Below are 15,584 nucleotides of genomic sequence, written 5' to 3'. Positions count from 1 at the left end.
TGGAAACGTGGTGAGACCGCCCAGCGCGCGTTCGGTAGTTCCCGGCCCCGGTCGGCTCGGCCTCGTCGAGCCGACCGCCCCTGCCGAACTCGCTCGACTCGGATGGAACGACGCCGACAGCGTCGAACTGCTGTGGTCGCTGTCCCGTGCCCCGAACGCGGATCTGGCGTTGCGCACTCTCGTGCGACTGGCCGACGCGCTCGGTGACGACTGGGCCGAGCTCGACTCGGCGCTGCGCTCCGACACACGCCTGCGCGGCCGGTTGTTCGGGCTGTTCGGGGCGTCGTCGGCGCTCGGCGACCACGTCGTCGCCAACCCGGATCGCTGGAAGATGCTCGCGGGCAGCGCGGCACTGCCCGACAAGCACACCTTCACGGCGCGGATGCTGGACAGCGTCGACGCCGAACCCGAGCCCGACGGACGTCCCGGCCGGCTGATCCATCGGGCCGGGCTCATCGGTCCGCACGCGGTCGCGGCGCTGCGCATCACCTACCGCGACCAACTCATGCTGATCGCCGCCGCCGATCTCGCGGCGGTCGTCGAGAACGAACCGGTGCTGCCCTATCTCGAGGTCGGGGCTCTGCTCGCCGACCTCGCCGACGCGGCGCTCACCGCAGCCCTCGCGGTGGCCGTGTCCACGGTGATTCCGGAAGGCCCGTGCCCGATCGACCTCGCCGTCATCGCGATGGGCAAGTGCGGTGCGCGCGAACTGAACTACGTCAGCGACGTCGACGTCGTGTTCGTCGCCGAACCCGCCGACGCCCGCGCGAGCCGGATCGCAGGGGAGATGATGCGCATCGGCACGTCGGCCTTCTTCGAGGTCGACGCCGCGCTGCGACCGGAGGGCAAACGCGGCGAGCTCGTCCGCACCCTCGAATCCCACGTCGCCTACTACAACCGGTGGGCCAAGACCTGGGAGTTCCAGGCACTGCTCAAGGCACGGCCGATGACGGGGGACCTCGACCTCGGCCGCCGGTACATCGACGCCCTGAGCCCGATGGTGTGGACCGCCTCCGAACGCGAGGACTTCGTGCCCGACGTGCAGGCGATGCGCCGCCGGGTCGAGGAGATGGTGCCCCCGGAATTACGCGAACGCGAACTCAAGCTCGGACGCGGCAGCCTCCGCGACGTCGAGTTCGCCGTGCAGTTGCTGCAACTCGTGCACGGCCGCGTCGACGAATCGCTGCGCGTGCCCAACACCGTCGAAGCGCTGTGCGCGCTCGCCGACGGCGGTTATGTCGGGCGCGACGACGCCGCGAACATGCGGGCGTCCTACGAGTTCCTCCGCCTGCTCGAACACCGGCTCCAGCTCCAGCGGCTCAAGCGGACCCACACCCTGCCACCGCCCGAGGACCGCGAGGCCCTGCGGTGGCTCGCGCGCGCCGCGCACATGCGGCCGGACGGGCGCAAGGACGCCCTCGGCGTGCTCGAATCGGAGATCAAGCGCAACTCGTCGCGGATCCGGAAACTGCACGCGCGCCTGTTCTACCGGCCGCTGCTGGACTCGGTGAGCAAGCTCGACAAGGAAGCGCTGCGGTTGTCGCCCGACGCGGCCGTCCGCCAGCTCGCCGCGCTGGGCTACAACGCCCCGCAGCACGCGATGGAACACCTGGCTGCGCTGTCCGGCGGGGCCTCACGCAAGGCGCGAATCCAGGCGCTGCTGCTCCCGCAACTGCTCGAATATCTCGGGGAGACAACCGATCCCGATGCCGGCCTGCTCGCCTATCGACGGCTGTCCGATGCGCTCTACGACACCGTCTGGTTCCTGCGGGTGCTGCGCGACGAACCGGCGGTGGCCGAACGCCTCATGACGGTTCTCGGCTCGTCCGCCTATGTCGCCGACCTGCTGGTGAAATCTCCCGACGTCATCCGCCTGTACGCCGACGCCTCGACCGGGCCGCGGCTGCTCGAGGCGAACCCGCCCGAGGTGGCGCGCGCCCTCGTCGCATCGTCGTCGCGCTACTCCGACCCCGCTCGCGCCATCGCCGCCGCGCGTTCGCTGCGCCGCGCCGAACTCGCGCGCGTCGCGAGCGCCGACATCCTCGGCATGCTCGACGTGCCGCAGGTGTGCCGGGCGTTGTCCACGGTATGGGCGGGTGTCCTCGAAGCCGCGCTCGACGCGGTGATCCGGGGCTCGGAACAGTCCCGCGGACCGGCGCCGGCGCGTATCGCGGTGATCGGGATGGGCCGGCTCGGAGGCGGCGAACTCGGCTACGGATCCGACGCGGACGTGCTGTTCGTGTGCGACCCGCTGCCGGACGCCGACGAGACCGATGCGGTCAAGTGGGCCACGAGCATCGCCGAGCAGGTGCGGCGACTGCTCGGCGCGCCGAGCACCGACCCACCGCTCGAGGTCGATCTGGATCTGCGTCCGGAAGGTCGCAGCGGTCCCATCGTCCGGACGTTCGCTTCCTACCGGGCGTACTACACGCAGTGGGCCGAGGTGTGGGAGGTACAGGCGCTGCTGCGTGCACACGCCGTCGCGGGTGACCGCGAGCTCGGCACCCGCTTCCTGCACATGATCGACGACGTGCGCTATCCCGAGGGTGGGGTCTCGCAGGAGGCCGTCCGCGAGATCCGGCGCATCAAGGCACGCGTGGACTCCGAGCGGCTGCCGCGCGGGGCCGACCCGGCCACCCACACCAAACTCGGACGGGGCGGTCTCGCCGACATCGAATGGACCGTGCAGCTGCTGCAGCTCCAGCACGCCTACCGGCTCCCGGCGCTCCGCACGACCTCGACGCTCGAGGCGCTCGGCGGCATCGGCGCCGCCGAGCTGCTCAGCGCGACCGACGTCGAACTCCTGCGCACGGCATGGATCACCGCGACGGATGCGCGGAACTGTCTCGTGCTCGTCCGCGGCAAGCCGACCGACCAGCTCCCGGGGCCGGGACGGCAGCTCGAAGCCGTTGCCCGCGTGACGGGTTGGCGTGGTGAGGACGCGTCGGAGTTTCTCGACCACTACCTGCGCGTCACGCGTCGTGCGCGGGCGGTCGTCGAGCGGGTGTTCTGGGACTAGCCGAGCGTCAGTCGCAGAAGACGACGAGTGCGAGTCCTCGCCAGACCTCGACCTCGGTCTTGTCCCACTCCTTGTTCTCGTGGTCCCAGTCGTACTCGACCTCGACGTCGTAGCCACGGTCGCGTTGCTCGGTCACCCGGCAGTTCTGCATGGTGCTGCCGGAACGGTTGAGGATGATGTAGGGGACTCCCGCGTCGGAGAGCACGTGCTGTGCCTGCTCCTGCGACATGCCGACGACGGAAATGTCGGTCTGCGCCGCTGCGGTGCCCGCGAGTGCGACGGATAGAGGGACGGGGGACAGCATGACGGCGGCGCATGCTGCCGAAACCAGGGATCTACGCATGGTGGCCTCCCGAGGAGACGTGTCGTTCGGATACGGACCACGTCGCATCCACTCCCCCGCGAGCGGGCGTGACGAACATCACCAAAGCTGTGTCCTCACGGTACACCCGTGTGCAGTACGGCGGTCCCGTCGGTTTCGGCTCGGCCGACCTGCGCACGACCCCCCTGCACACGACGGAGCCACCCGCCGAATACGAGGGGTGGCTCCGGGACGGTGCGTCAGGCGCGGTCGTGGACCGCCGGCGCGGTCACTTCTTCGGATCGAAACGATCCAGGTTCATCACCTTCGTCCAGGCCGCGACGAAATCGTGGACGAACTTCGGGCCGGCATCGTCGGTCGCGTAGACCTCGGCGAGCGCCCGCAGCTGCGAGTTGTGCCCGAAGACGAGGTCGACGGCGGTCGCGGTGTACTTGACCTGGTCCGAGCCCCGAGCGCGTCCTTCGTAGACGCCCTCGCTGTTCTGCGAGACCTTCCACTCGGTCCCCATGTCGAGCAGATTGACGAAGAAGTCGTTCGTCAGGGTCTGCGGCCGGTGGGTGAAAACCCCGTGCTTGCTGCCGCCGTGGTTCGCGCCGAGCGCACGCAGACCGCCGACGAGCACCGTCGTCTCGGGAGCGGTGAGCGTCAGCAGGTTGGCGCGCTCGAGGAACAACTTCTCGGGCGGGAGCTTCTCGCCGCCGCGCAGGTAGTTGCGGAAACCGTCGTGCTTCGGCTCGAGCACCTCGAACGACTCGACGTCGGTCCACTCCTGCGTCGCATCGGTGCGGCCGGGGGAGAACGGAACCGTGATGTCGTATCCCGCATCCTTGGCGGCCTTCTCCACCGCGGCGTTACCGGCGAGCACGATCAGGTCCGCCAGGGAGACCTTCTTGTTGCCGCCGGAGCCGTTGAAGTCCTGCTGGATGCCCTCGAGGATCTGCAGCACCTGTGCGAGCTGTTCGGGTTCGTTGGCCTCCCAGTTCTTCTGCGGCTCGAGCCGCACGCGCGCGCCGTTCGCGCCGCCGCGCTTGTCGGTGCCGCGGAAGCTCGCAGCCGACGCCCAGGCGGTGGCGACGAGCTGCGGGATCGTCGCTCCCGAGTCGAGGATCTTCGCCTTGAGGGAGGCGGCGTCGCTGTCGTCGATAAGCTCGTGGTCGACCTCCGGCACCGGGTCCTGCCAGATCTGCGGTTCCGGGATCCACGGCCCCCGGTACCGCGAGATCGGACCCATGTCGCGGTGCAGCAGCTTGAACCACGCCTTGGCGAACTCCTGCTCGAGTTCCTCGGGATGGTCGAGCCAGCGCCGGGTGATCTCGCCGTAGACGGGGTCGTAGCGCAACGCGAGGTCGCTGGTGAGCATGCCCGGCGCGTGCTTCTTCGTCGGGTCGTGGGCGTCGGGCACGGTGTCCGCGCCGGCACCGCCTTTCGGCGTCCACTGCCACGCACCGGCGGGGCTCTTGGTCTTCTCCCACTCGTAGGCGTACAGCGTCTCGAGGAAGCTGTTGTCCCACTTGGTCGGAGTGGGCGTCCAGGTGACCTCGAGACCGCTGGTGATCGTGTCGCCACCGACACCGGTGCCGTACGAGTTCTTCCAGCCGAGACCCTGCTGTTCGATCGGGGCACCCTCGGGTTCGGGCCCGAGATTGTCGGCCGGGGCGGCACCGTGAGTCTTGCCGACGGTGTGACCGCCGACGATGAGCGCGGCCGTCTCGACGTCGTTCATCGCCATCCGGGCGAACGTCTCACGGATGTCGCGTCCGGACGCGAGGATCTCCGGGTTGCCGTTGGGGCCTTCGGGATTGACGTAGATCAGACCCATCTGGACGGCGCCCAGCGGGCCCTGGAGTTCGCGCTCACCGACGTAGCGTTCGTCGCCGAGCCAGGTGTCCTCCGGGCCCCAGAAGACCTCGTCGGGCTCCCAGATGTCCTCGCGGCCGAACGCGAAGCCGAACGTCGTGAACCCCATCGACTCGTAGGCGCAGTTGCCGGCGAAGACCAGCAGGTCGGCCCAGGAGAGCTTGCGGCCGTACTTCTGCTTGATCGGCCACAGGAGACGACGGGCCTTGTCGAGGCTGACGTTGTCGGGCCAGCTGTTGAGCGGAGCGAACCGCTGCGCGCCCTTGCCGCCGCCACCGCGACCGTCGGCGATGCGGTAGGTGCCGGCCGAGTGCCAGCTCATACGGATGAACAGACCCCCGTAGTGACCGAAGTCGGCCGGCCACCAGTCCTGGGAATCCGTCATCAGGTCGATCAGATCCTGACGGAGCGCCTCGACATCGAGGGATTCGACTTCCTTCGAGTAGTCGAAGTCGGGTTCCAACGGATTGGACAGCGGTGAATGCTGGTGCAGGACCGTCAAATCCAGCTGGTCCGGCCACCAGTCCTGATTGGTCCTCGGCCGGTGCGGTGACGGCTCGGGGGAGGGGACTGCCGGGTTTTCGCTTTCGGACACTGCGGTTTCCTTCCGGATCAGGGTCGATCGGACCGATTCAGGGCTGTTGTCGTGGATCGTCTGTCGAACAGTCGCGGCACAGGCCCCAGAAGACGACGTCGGCCTCGTCGACGTCGAAACCTGCGTCGTCCACCGGTGACAGGCAACGCGAGTCACCGACGGTGTGGTCGACATCCGAGATCACGGCGCATGACCGGCAGACGAGGTGGTGATGACTGTCGCCGACACGCACCTCGTACCGCGCGTGGAAACCTGCGGGCCGGATTCGTCGGAGCAGGCCGTGTGCCGAGAGTGCGTGAAGGATGTCGTACACGGTGTGCCGACCGATGCCGGGAACGACGGCGCCGACCGCGTCGAAGATGCGATCGGCATCGGCGTGCGGGTGCTCGTGCGCCGCATCGAGCACCGCCAGACGCTGTCGGGTCACGCGAAGACCGGCCGCGCGTAACCGCTCGGAGAAATCCCGCGTCGAGGGCACGTGCCCACTATGGACCACTTTTCTGGAACCGGTCGCGATTTCGCCGGATTCGATGACGAACAAACGATTCTCGCGCGCCGAACCGGGGCTTGCTGCTGCAGCAGGGGCGAACCCCGTTTCGGCGCGCGAGGATGCCGGAGCGGAAGGGGCGCAGACAAGGCGAGAGGCCGCCCGTCCCGGAAGGGACGAACGGCCTCTCGAAGAGTGCTTACCGGACTCGACTCAGCAGTCGAAGTACAGCTGGAACTCGTAGGGGTGCGGGCGCAGGTTGACCGGAGCGATCTCTTGCTCGCGCTTGAGCGAGATCCAGGTCTCGATGAGGTCGGTGGTGAAGACGCCGCCCTCGGTGAGGTACTCGTGGTCGCGCTCGAGGTTGTCGATCACGGCCGACAGGCTGGTGGGGGCCTGCGGGATGTTCTTGGCCTCCTCCGGCGGGAGCTCGTAGAGGTCCTTGTCGACCGGAGCGAGCGGCTCGATCTTGTTCTTGATGCCGTCGAGGCCGGCCATCATCTGCGCCGCGAAGTTCAGGTAGGGGTTACCCGAGGAGTCGGGAGCGCGGAACTCGAGACGCTTGGCCTTCGGGTTGTTGCCCGTGATCGGGATACGCACGGCGGCCGAACGGTTGCGCTGGCTGTACACGAGGTTGATCGGAGCCTCGTAGCCCGGCACCAGACGGTGGTACGAGTTGATCGTCGGGTTCGTGAAGGCGAGCAGCGACGGCGCGTGGTGGAGGATGCCGCCGATGTACCAGCGGGCGAGGTCGGACAGACCCGCGTAGCCGGACTCGTCGTGGAACAGCGGCTTGCCGTCCTTCCACAGCGACTGGTGCACGTGCATGCCCGAGCCGTTGTCGCCGAAGAGCGGCTTCGGCATGAAGGTGGCGGTCTTGCCGTTCTTCCACGCCGTGTTCTTGACGATGTACTTGAACAGCTGCAGGTCGTCGGCTGCGGAGAGCAGCGTGTTGAACTTGTAGTTGATCTCGGCCTGGCCGCCGGTGCCCACCTCGTGGTGGCCGCGCTCGAGCTCGAAGCCGGCGAGCTGCAGGTTGGTGGAGATCTCGTCGCGCAGGTCGACGTAGTGGTCGTACGGAGCGACGGGGAAGTAGCCACCCTTCGGGCGGACCTTGTAGCCGCGGTTCGGGGTGCCGTCGGCGTTGTACTCGGCGCCGGTGTTCCACGAGCCGGAGATCGAATCGAGCTCGTAGAACGCGCCGTTCATCTTCGAGTCGTAGGAGACGGAGTCGAAGATGTAGAACTCGGCCTCGGCACCGAAGAAGGCGGTGTCGGCGATGCCGGTGCTGATCAGGTATTCCTCGGCCTTACGCGCGACGTTGCGGGGGTCGCGGCTGTAGGACTCACGGGTGAACGGATCGTGGACGAAGAAGCTGACGTTCAGGGTCTTGGCGGCGCGGAAGGGATCGATGCGGGCGGTCGTCACATCGGGGAGCAGGAGCATGTCCGACTCGTGGATGGACTGGAAACCCCGCACGGAGGATCCGTCGAATGCCAGGCCGTCCTCGAAGACGTCCTCGTTGAACGCCTTCGCCGGGATCGAGAAGTGCTGTTCGATGCCGGGCAGGTCCGTGAAGCGGATATCGACGTACTCGACGTTCTCTTCCGCGATGTACTTGATGACCTCTTCGGCCGTGGTGAACGCCACGCTTGTGCTCCTTCAGTCGGTGCGCGCCATGGGTGCTGGGCGCCTGCGTCGGATCAGACGTTATGGATCTGGTGTTGCCCGTCCATCAAGCCTATGTTTCGCGGGTGTTACACATGCTTTCGTCCTGCTGTGAGGTCGAAAAGGTGGTATAAGTCACCGCGGCCAACACGGGTCGACGCTGGTCCGCCCATGAGAGCTTATCCTGGTGCCATGGCACGCATGACGGGCAGTTGGCTTTCCGGGCCTGCTGCGGCGCTTCCCAAAGGTCTCCAGCAGGAGCAGGACTATCCCGGACAACTGCTCGGCCTCCCCGAACACGGCCCCGGCTCCATGGTGCCCACCGTCCGCCGGGTACTCGCCCTCGCGGTCGACTGGTTCATGTCCATGGCGATCGCGGCCGGCCTCGTCGGGGGCAACCCGCTCGAGAGTCCGCTGCTGTCGTCGTACACCCTCATCATCTGGTTCGTGGTGGGCGTGGGATGCGTGAGCCTGTTCTCGTTCACCCCCGGACAGTTCGTCGCCGGGCTGCAGGTCGTGCGGGTGGACGCCCCCGCGAGGGTCGGCATCGTGCGCGCGCTCGCACGTCAGGTGCTACTGGTGTTCATCGCCCCTGCGCTCGTCACCGACATCGACGGTCGCGGCCTGCAGGATCGCGCCACGGGCACCGCGGTCGTCCGCTCGCGCTGACCGCGACCACACGCAAACTTCTCCGCATACACCGAAGGCCGCCTTCGTCCCCGGGACGAGAGGCGGCCTTCGGCGTAGTTCGGAAGATCAGCGGCGGCGCATGGTGCGCTGCACGCTGCGCATCTTCGCGCCGGCGGGAAGCGGGCCCTTGGGCATGGCCGGCCCGGACTTCTTCGTGCTCAGCGCGGACAGGCGACCCTCGATGGTGTCCATCCGCTTGGTGTCGATGTTGCGAGGCAGCTTGTTCAGACGCTTCTGCAGCTGGGAGAGCGGAATCTGGCCCTCCTCGTTGCCGACGACGAACTCGTAGATCGGGGTGTCGCCGACGAGACGCGCGACCCGCTTCTTCTCCTGGGCCATCAGGCCCTTCACGCGACCGGGGTTGCCCTCACCGACGAGGATGATGCCGGGACGTCCGATGACGCGGTGCACGGCGTCGAGCTGGGTGGTGCCCGCGACCGCCTGGCTCACGCGCCACGCGCCCTGCAGGTTGTCGAGCGCCCACGCGGCCGCACCGGCCTGACCGTCGGCCTTCGCGTACACGCTCTTCTGCACGCGGCGCCCGAAGATGATGAAGGCCAACAGGACGCCGACGAGGATGCCGACCGGCAGCAGGAACCACTGGATGTCGAAGATCAGGCCGACGAGGAAGAACACCACGATCGAACCGACGAGGGCACCGATCATCCACGGCAGGAGTGCCTTGTCCTCCTTGCGCTGGATCTGGAACGCCTGCCACAGCTGGGTTCGACGCTCCTTCGACGCCTGCTTGCGTGCGGCCTTCGCCGCGGCCTTCGCTTCCTTGTCGGTCTTGCTGCCCTTCGCCATGTACTCAAGGATACGGCCCCGGTGATGGCACGTTTACCACCACCGGGGCCGCCTGAGGACCTGCCGCGACGAGCGGCGCGAGGTCAGTTGCCGAAGCGCGCGAGAACGGCGCCGGCTTCCTGGGACGCCGTGCCCTCCTCGGCGAGATGCGCCTGGTCGGCGGGAAGTTCGCGTCCGTGGTGGGCCATCGCCTGCGCGTACAGGCGACCGGCGCGGTACGACGAACGCACCAGCGGACCGGCCATCACACCGGCGAACCCGATCTCGCGGGCGGTCTCGGAGTGATCGACGAACTCCTGCGGCTTGACCCAGCGCTCGACCGGATGGTGGAGCGGGGAGGGCCGCAGGTACTGGGTGATCGTGATGATGTCGCAGCCGGCGTCGTGCAGGTCGTGCAGCGCTTCGGTGACCTCCTCGGGGGTCTCGCCCATGCCGAGGATGAGGTTGGACTTGGTGACCAGTCCGAAGTCGCGGGCCTGCCGGATCACGTCGAGCGACCGCTCGTAGCGGAAGGCCGGACGGATGCGCTTGAAGATCCGCGGCACGGTCTCGACGTTGTGCGCGAGCACCTCGGGACGCGACTCGAAGACCTCCTGCAGCAGGTCGGGCTTGCCGTTGAAGTCGGGGATGAGGTTCTCGACGCCGGTGCCCGGGTTGAGCGCGTGGATCTGCTTCACCGTCTCGGCATACAGCCATGCGCCGCCGTCGGGCAGATCGTCGCGGGCGACGCCGGTGATCGTGGAGTAGCGCAGACCCATCGAGCGGACCGACTCGGCGACACGACGCGGCTCGTCGCGGTCGAGCGCGGCGGGCTTACCGGTGTCGATCTGGCAGAAGTCGCAGCGACGGGTGCACTGCTCGCCACCGATGAGGAATGTCGCCTCGCGGTCTTCCCAGCACTCGTAGATGTTGGGACAACCGGCTTCCTCACAGACCGTGTGCAGACCTTCGCGTCGCACCAGGCCCTTGAGGTCGGTGTACTCCGGGCCCATCTTCGCCCGGGTCTTGATCCAGTTGGGTTTGCGTTCGATCGGCGTCTGCGCGTTTCGGGTCTCGATCCGCAGCAGCTTGCGTCCTTCTGGGGCCACAGTCACGCACTCGATCGTACGCCGCCGGTCCTGCCCGGACCCGGCGGGTGCGACCGCCCTTCAGAACCGGTGTGTCGTGAATTCCGGGGTGGTGGTGGGAATTCCGGACGCCCCGACGGCGTGCTCGAAGGTGACCCGCTCGATGTCGCACTCGGTCACGGGGATTCGGCCGTCGAGAGCGGCGATGACGGCCTCGGTGACGGCCGGGATCACGTCGTCGACGGTGACCTCCCGGCCGAGTTCGCCGGTGAGCGACGCGACTCCGGCGTCGCGGATGCCGCACGGGACGATCGAGTCGAACGCGTCGAGAGCCGAATTGCAGTTGAGTGCGAAGCCGTGCATGGCGACACCACGTTGCACCCGGATGCCGATCGCAGCGATCTTGCGTTCGGGGAGCCAGTGCCCGTCGCGCAGCTCGGCGGGAAGCCAGACACCGGAGCGTCCTTCCACGCGGCCGCAGTTCAGGCCCATGTCGGTACAGACGCGGATCAGGCCCTGTTCGATGCGACGCACGTAGCCGACGACGTCGATCGGCTCGGCGAGCTTGACGATGGGGTAGCCCACGAGCTGCCCGGGGCCGTGCCAGGTGATCTTGCCGCCGCGGTCGACGTCGATGACGGGCGTGCCGTCGGTGGGGCGGTCGCCGTCCTCGGTGCGGCGCCCGGCCGTGTAGACGGGCGGGTGTTCGAGCAGGAGCAGGGTGTCGGCGCCGATGCCGTCGGCGCGCTCGTTCGCGAGTTCGCGCTGCCTCTCCCAGGCCTCGAGATAACCGAGGGTTCCGAGACATGCGACGGCGACGGGAGCCGAATCGGAACGGGCGGAAGACGAGGGATCACTCATGTTCCTGAACTCTACGCCGCACCGCAGGGGGAGGGCACCCGCTGTGGCGCGGACGCCGACGGGGGCATCACCACTGCGGTGATGCCCCCGTCGGAGGTCGTCGGACGGATAGTCCGGATCCGGAAACCTACAGTCCCAGATCGGACTCGAACGCGCCCTCCTCGAGACGATGCTTGATCGTCTTGAGGAAGCGGCCCGCGTCGGCACCGTCGATCAGGCGGTGATCGTAGGTAAGCGGCAGGTAGCACATCGAGCGGACGCCGATGGACTCGTTGCCGGTCTCGTCGATCACCACGACCGGACGCTTGACGATCGCGCCGGTTCCGAGCATCGCGGCCTGCGGCGGCACGAGGATCGGGGTGTCGAACAACGCGCCCTGGCTACCGATGTTGGTGATGGTGAAGGTGCCACCGGCCAGCTCGTCGGGCTTGAGACCACCCTTGCGGGCACGCTCGGCGATGTCGGCGATCGCGCGGGCGAGCTCGGCCAGCGACAGGTCGCCGGCGTTGTGGATCACCGGGGAGAGCAGGCCCTGCTCGGTGTCCACCGCGATGCCGAGGTGCTCGGCCGCGTGGTAGGTGATCTCCTTCTTGCTGTCGTCGAAGGAGGCGTTGACGTTCGGGTGCGCGCGCAGCGCCTCGACGACGGCCTTGGCGAAGAACGGCAGGAAGGTGAGGTTGACGCTCTCGCGCTCGGAGAACGCCTTCTTCGCCTGGGCCCGCAGCTGGGCGATCTTGGTGACGTCGACCTCGAAGGTCTGGGTGAGCTGCGCGGTGGTCTGCAGCGACTCGAGGGTCTTCTTCGCCGTGATCTGGCGGATGCGGTTGATCTTCTGGGTCGTTCCGCGCAGCTTGGCGAGCTCGGGGCGCACACCCGGAGCCGGACTCGCCGGAGCGGCCGACTTCTGCTGCTCGCCACCGGCTGCCTTGCCACCCTCGGCGGCAGCGAGGACGTCCTGCTTGCGGATGCGGCCACCGACACCGGTGCCCTTCACCGTCGACAGGTCGACGCCGTGCTGCGAGGCGAGCTTGCGCACGAGCGGGGTGACGTACGGGGTCGCACCGCTCGGGGTGGACTCCTCCTGAGGCGCGGGCTTCGGGGTCGTCGCCGCGGTCCCGACCGGCTTCGGTGCGGGAGCCGGGGTGGCCTGCTCGACCTTCGGGGCCTGCTGCTGTGCGGCGGGCTTCTGCTCGGCGGGCTTCGGAGTCTCCTGCTTCGGAGCCTCCTGCTTCGGCGCGGACTGCTCGGCGGGAGCGGACTGCTGGGCCGGGGCTTCGCTGCCGATGACGGCGAGCTGTCCGCCGACCTCGACGGTCTCGTCCTCCTGAGCGGTGATCTCGGTGAGGATGCCGGCGACCGGGGAGGGGATCTCGGTGTCGACCTTGTCGGTGGAGACCTCGAGGAGCGGTTCGTCCACGGCGACCTCGTCGCCGACGGCCTTGAGCCAGCGGGTGACGGTGCCTTCGGTGACCGACTCGCCCAGTGCCGGCATGGTGACCGGGGTGCCCTCGCCGCTACCACCCGAGGATGCGGGCTGCGCGGGGGCGGACGGAGCCGGAGCGGCCTCCTCGGACGGCTCGGTGGTGGGCTCGGCGGCCGGCGCCGACTCCTCGGCCGGGGCGGACTGCTCGGCGGGAGCGGACTGCTGGGCCGGGGCTTCGCTGCCGATGACGGCGAGCTGTCCGCCGACCTCGACGGTCTCGTCCTCCTGAGCGGTGATCTCGGTGAGGATGCCGGCGACCGGGGAGGGGATCTCGGTGTCGACCTTGTCGGTGGAGACCTCGAGGAGCGGTTCGTCCACGGCGACCTCGTCGCCGACGGCCTTGAGCCAGCGGGTGACGGTGCCTTCGGTGACCGACTCGCCCAGTGCCGGCATGGTGACCGGGGTGCCCTCGCCGCTACCACCCGAGGATGCGGGCTGCGCGGGGGCGGACTCCGCGGCGGGCTCCTCCGCGGGAGCCTCTTCGGCCGGTGCCTTTTCGGCGGCGGGTGCGGACTCTTCGCCGGCTTCCTCACCGGCGTCACCGATCACCGCCAGTTCGCCACCGATCTCGACCGTGTCATCCTCCTGGGCGACGATCTTGACCAGCACGCCGGCTGCAGGCGACGGGATCTCGGTGTCGACCTTGTCCGTGGAGACTTCGAGCAAGGGCTCGTCGACTTCGACCGTGTCTCCTTCCTGCTTGAGCCATCGCGTGACAGTTCCCTCGGTGACGCTCTCACCAAGCGCTGGCATCTGGACGGAGAAGGCCATGTCTGTTGACTCCTCGACGGTTGTGTTCGTGTGTGTTGAGTTGTACCGACTCGTGGTCGCCGACCATTGTGTGGTCGTTGACCATTGTGCGCGGGCCAGGAACCCCGTGCCTGCTGGTTCACGTGTTCGGTCGGGCCGATACCGGCGGGGCATGGCCCCTCCCATCCTTGCACCTATCTTTCGGTGATGTTCGGGGAGGGGCGGATCACCTCACACCGGGGTTCCGCTGTTACCGATCACACCGGTCCTCTCCCTCGCCCCGGGCGGGGCCAGGCGGGGAGAGGACCGGTGCGGAAGATCATCCGTTGGCGGCGATGTCCTCGATCACGGCGAGCATGGTGCGCACGGGCACGCCGGTGCCGCCCTTGCCGACGTAACCGAACGGTCCGCCGGTGTTGAAGGCCGGGCCGGCGACGTCGATGTGCGCCCACTGCACACCCTCGGCGACGAACTCCTTCAGGAAGATGCCGGCCGTGAGCATGCCGCCCCACCGGTGGGGGGAGACGTTCGCGAGGTCGGCCACGCGGGACTCGAGATCACCGCGCAGTTCCTTCGGGAAGGGCATCGCCCAGCCGTTCTCGCCGACCTCCTGGGACAGCGCGGCCACGCGGTCGCGGAACTCGTCGTGACCCATGACGCCCGGCGTCCGGGTGCCGAGGGCGACCATCTGTGCGCCGGTGAGGGTCGCGGTGTCGATGAGGTAGTCGGGATCGTCCTCGCATGCGCGCACGATGGCGTCGGCGAGGATCAGGCGACCCTCGGCGTCGGTGTTGATGACCTCGACGGTGGTTCCACCGTACTGGGTCAGCACGTCGCCCGGACGCTGCGCGGTCGACGACGGCATGTTCTCGGCCATCGGCACGGTCGCGGTGACGTCGGCGGCGACACCGAGCTTCGCGGCGAGCACGACGGTCGCGACGACCGCGGCGGCGCCGGCCATGTCGGAGGTCATCGCCTCCATGCCGGCGGCGGGCTTGATGGAGATGCCGCCGGTGTCGAAGGTGATGCCCTTGCCCACGAGCGCGACCTTCGGGGCCTTGCGCTTCTTCGACGAGTAGGACAGGCGCACGAGACGCGGGGGACGCGACGAGCCCTTGCCGACGCCGACGATGCCGCCGAAGCCCTTCTTCTCGAGCACCTTCTCGTCGAGGATCTCGACCTTCAGACCGGCGGCCTCGCCGAGCGCCTTCGCGCGCTCGGCGAACTCGGCCGGGAACAGGTGGCTCGGCGGGGTGTTCACGAAGTTCCGGGCCGTCGCGACGGCCTCGGCGATCGCGACGGAGCGGGAGAGCGCCGCCTTCGCCGCGCGGTCGCGGGTCGAGGGCACGAGCAGTTCCACCCGCGCGACCGCCTGCGCGTCCTTCTTGGGTGCGGACTTCTCCGACCGGAACTCGGTGTAGGTGTAGGCGCCGAGCGCGAAACCTTCCGCCGCGGCACCGAGGTCGACGGCGGACAGTGTGGTCGCGACCGTCTCCACACCTGTCAGTGCGCGTGCCGCGACCCCGGCGGAGCGGCGGATCTGCTCGGCGTCGATCTTGTCGGCGTCGCCGAGACCGACGGCGAGCACGCTCGTCACGGGCAGGGAGGCAGGCGCCGGCACGCGGGTGAGCTCCTCGCCGCGGCCTTTCGCGCCCACGGCGACCAGGGAGTCGAGCAGTTCGCCGAGAACCGCTTCGTCGATCGGGGCGTCGCCCGCGAGGATCTCGGGGGTGCCGTCGGCGGAGGTCACGCCGATCACCAGGACATCGGCTCGTTTGGAAACCGAACCGGCGAGAACGAGTTCGGGAAGATCGGGAGTGGGTGCACTCACAGGGCATCTCCTTGGAGCTTGGTCGGGAACGAGCGAGTCGTTCTCTTGCGGCGTCGTTCGGTGCGAGGGGAATCGCCTCGATGTAATCGACCCTAATGACAACGACGCCCGGCGTCGCTGTCGGACACGGTGGCGGTGGGATAGCGT

General features: G+C 68.4%; 11 protein-coding genes. 2 read left to right on the top strand and 9 right to left on the bottom strand.

Annotated elements, in window-relative coordinates; translation table 11 throughout:
* Positions 1-7: 7 nt before the first annotated feature.
* Positions 8-3,019: a bifunctional [glutamine synthetase] adenylyltransferase/[glutamine synthetase]-adenylyl-L-tyrosine phosphorylase gene (locus AC6CID_RS06875; protein WP_498353724.1), complete on the top strand. Its 3,012-nt coding sequence runs from the start codon at positions 8-10 to the stop codon at positions 3,017-3,019.
* Between the two features lie 7 nt (positions 3,020-3,026).
* Here AC6CID_RS06875 and AC6CID_RS06870 read toward each other — a convergent pair whose 3' ends face one another.
* The 4 genes from AC6CID_RS06870 to glnA all read right to left on the bottom strand — a co-directional run bounded on the left by AC6CID_RS06870 (position 3,027) and on the right by glnA (position 7,930).
* Positions 3,027-3,362, bottom strand: coding sequence for a hypothetical protein (locus AC6CID_RS06870; RefSeq protein WP_033097790.1), 336 nt, complete (start codon positions 3,360-3,362; stop codon positions 3,027-3,029).
* A 247-nt stretch (positions 3,363-3,609) separates the two neighbouring features.
* Positions 3,610-5,793 (bottom strand): catalase/peroxidase HPI, encoded by a 2,184-nt coding sequence (katG, locus tag AC6CID_RS06865; protein WP_498353723.1) that lies wholly within the window; start codon positions 5,791-5,793, stop codon positions 3,610-3,612.
* Between the two features lie 37 nt (positions 5,794-5,830).
* Positions 5,831-6,271, bottom strand: coding sequence for a Fur family transcriptional regulator (locus tag AC6CID_RS06860; RefSeq protein ID WP_052040105.1), 441 nt, complete (start codon positions 6,269-6,271; stop codon positions 5,831-5,833).
* Between the two features lie 222 nt (positions 6,272-6,493).
* Positions 6,494-7,930 (bottom strand): type I glutamate--ammonia ligase, encoded by a 1,437-nt coding sequence (gene glnA / locus AC6CID_RS06855; protein WP_006554411.1) that lies wholly within the window; start codon positions 7,928-7,930, stop codon positions 6,494-6,496.
* Between the two features lie 210 nt (positions 7,931-8,140).
* Between glnA and AC6CID_RS06850 the strand changes: the two genes are divergently transcribed.
* Positions 8,141-8,617 (top strand): RDD family protein, encoded by a 477-nt coding sequence (locus tag AC6CID_RS06850; RefSeq protein ID WP_033097791.1) that lies wholly within the window; start codon positions 8,141-8,143, stop codon positions 8,615-8,617.
* 87 nt (positions 8,618-8,704) lie between these two features.
* Here the strand turns inward: AC6CID_RS06850 and AC6CID_RS06845 are convergent, their stop codons facing one another.
* From AC6CID_RS06845 to AC6CID_RS06825, 5 genes are all read right to left on the bottom strand, one after another.
* Complete coding sequence (locus AC6CID_RS06845) at positions 8,705-9,445, bottom strand: DUF4191 domain-containing protein (RefSeq protein WP_006554409.1); 741 nt, start codon at positions 9,443-9,445, stop codon at positions 8,705-8,707.
* 83 nt (positions 9,446-9,528) lie between these two features.
* Positions 9,529-10,539, bottom strand: coding sequence for a lipoyl synthase (gene lipA / locus AC6CID_RS06840; RefSeq protein ID WP_024101310.1), 1,011 nt, complete (start codon positions 10,537-10,539; stop codon positions 9,529-9,531).
* A 54-nt stretch (positions 10,540-10,593) separates the two neighbouring features.
* Entirely contained in the window at positions 10,594-11,373 is a 780-nt protein-coding gene (gene lipB, locus AC6CID_RS06835; protein ID WP_064061308.1) for a lipoyl(octanoyl) transferase LipB, read from the bottom strand.
* Between the two features lie 127 nt (positions 11,374-11,500).
* Positions 11,501-13,627, bottom strand: a complete 2,127-nt coding sequence (gene sucB, locus AC6CID_RS06830) for a 2-oxoglutarate dehydrogenase, E2 component, dihydrolipoamide succinyltransferase (RefSeq protein WP_498353722.1) — start codon at positions 13,625-13,627, stop codon at positions 11,501-11,503.
* Between the two features lie 298 nt (positions 13,628-13,925).
* The gene (locus AC6CID_RS06825) at positions 13,926-15,437 is read right to left on the bottom strand and encodes a leucyl aminopeptidase (protein WP_033097581.1); all 1,512 of its coding nucleotides are present in this window, start codon (positions 15,435-15,437) and stop codon (positions 13,926-13,928) included.
* Between the last annotated feature and the right edge of the window lie 147 nt (positions 15,438-15,584).

It is taken from the genome of Rhodococcus sp. GQ147, assembly GCF_059759155.1.
This window is presented reverse-complemented; position numbering and strand designations above follow the sequence as displayed.

Coding starts and splice junctions, on each gene's coding strand:
- AC6CID_RS06870 (WP_033097790.1), bottom strand. CDS start 3,362: ATGCGTAGATCCCTGGTTTCGGCAGCATGCGCCGCCGTCATGCTGTCC.
- AC6CID_RS06850 (WP_033097791.1), top strand. CDS start 8,141: ATGGCACGCATGACGGGCAGTTGGCTTTCCGGGCCTGCTGCGGCGCTT.
- AC6CID_RS06845 (WP_006554409.1), bottom strand. CDS start 9,445: ATGGCGAAGGGCAGCAAGACCGACAAGGAAGCGAAGGCCGCGGCGAAG.
- lipB (WP_064061308.1), bottom strand. CDS start 11,373: ATGAGTGATCCCTCGTCTTCCGCCCGTTCCGATTCGGCTCCCGTCGCC.
- sucB (WP_498353722.1), bottom strand. CDS start 13,627: ATGGCCTTCTCCGTCCAGATGCCAGCGCTTGGTGAGAGCGTCACCGAG.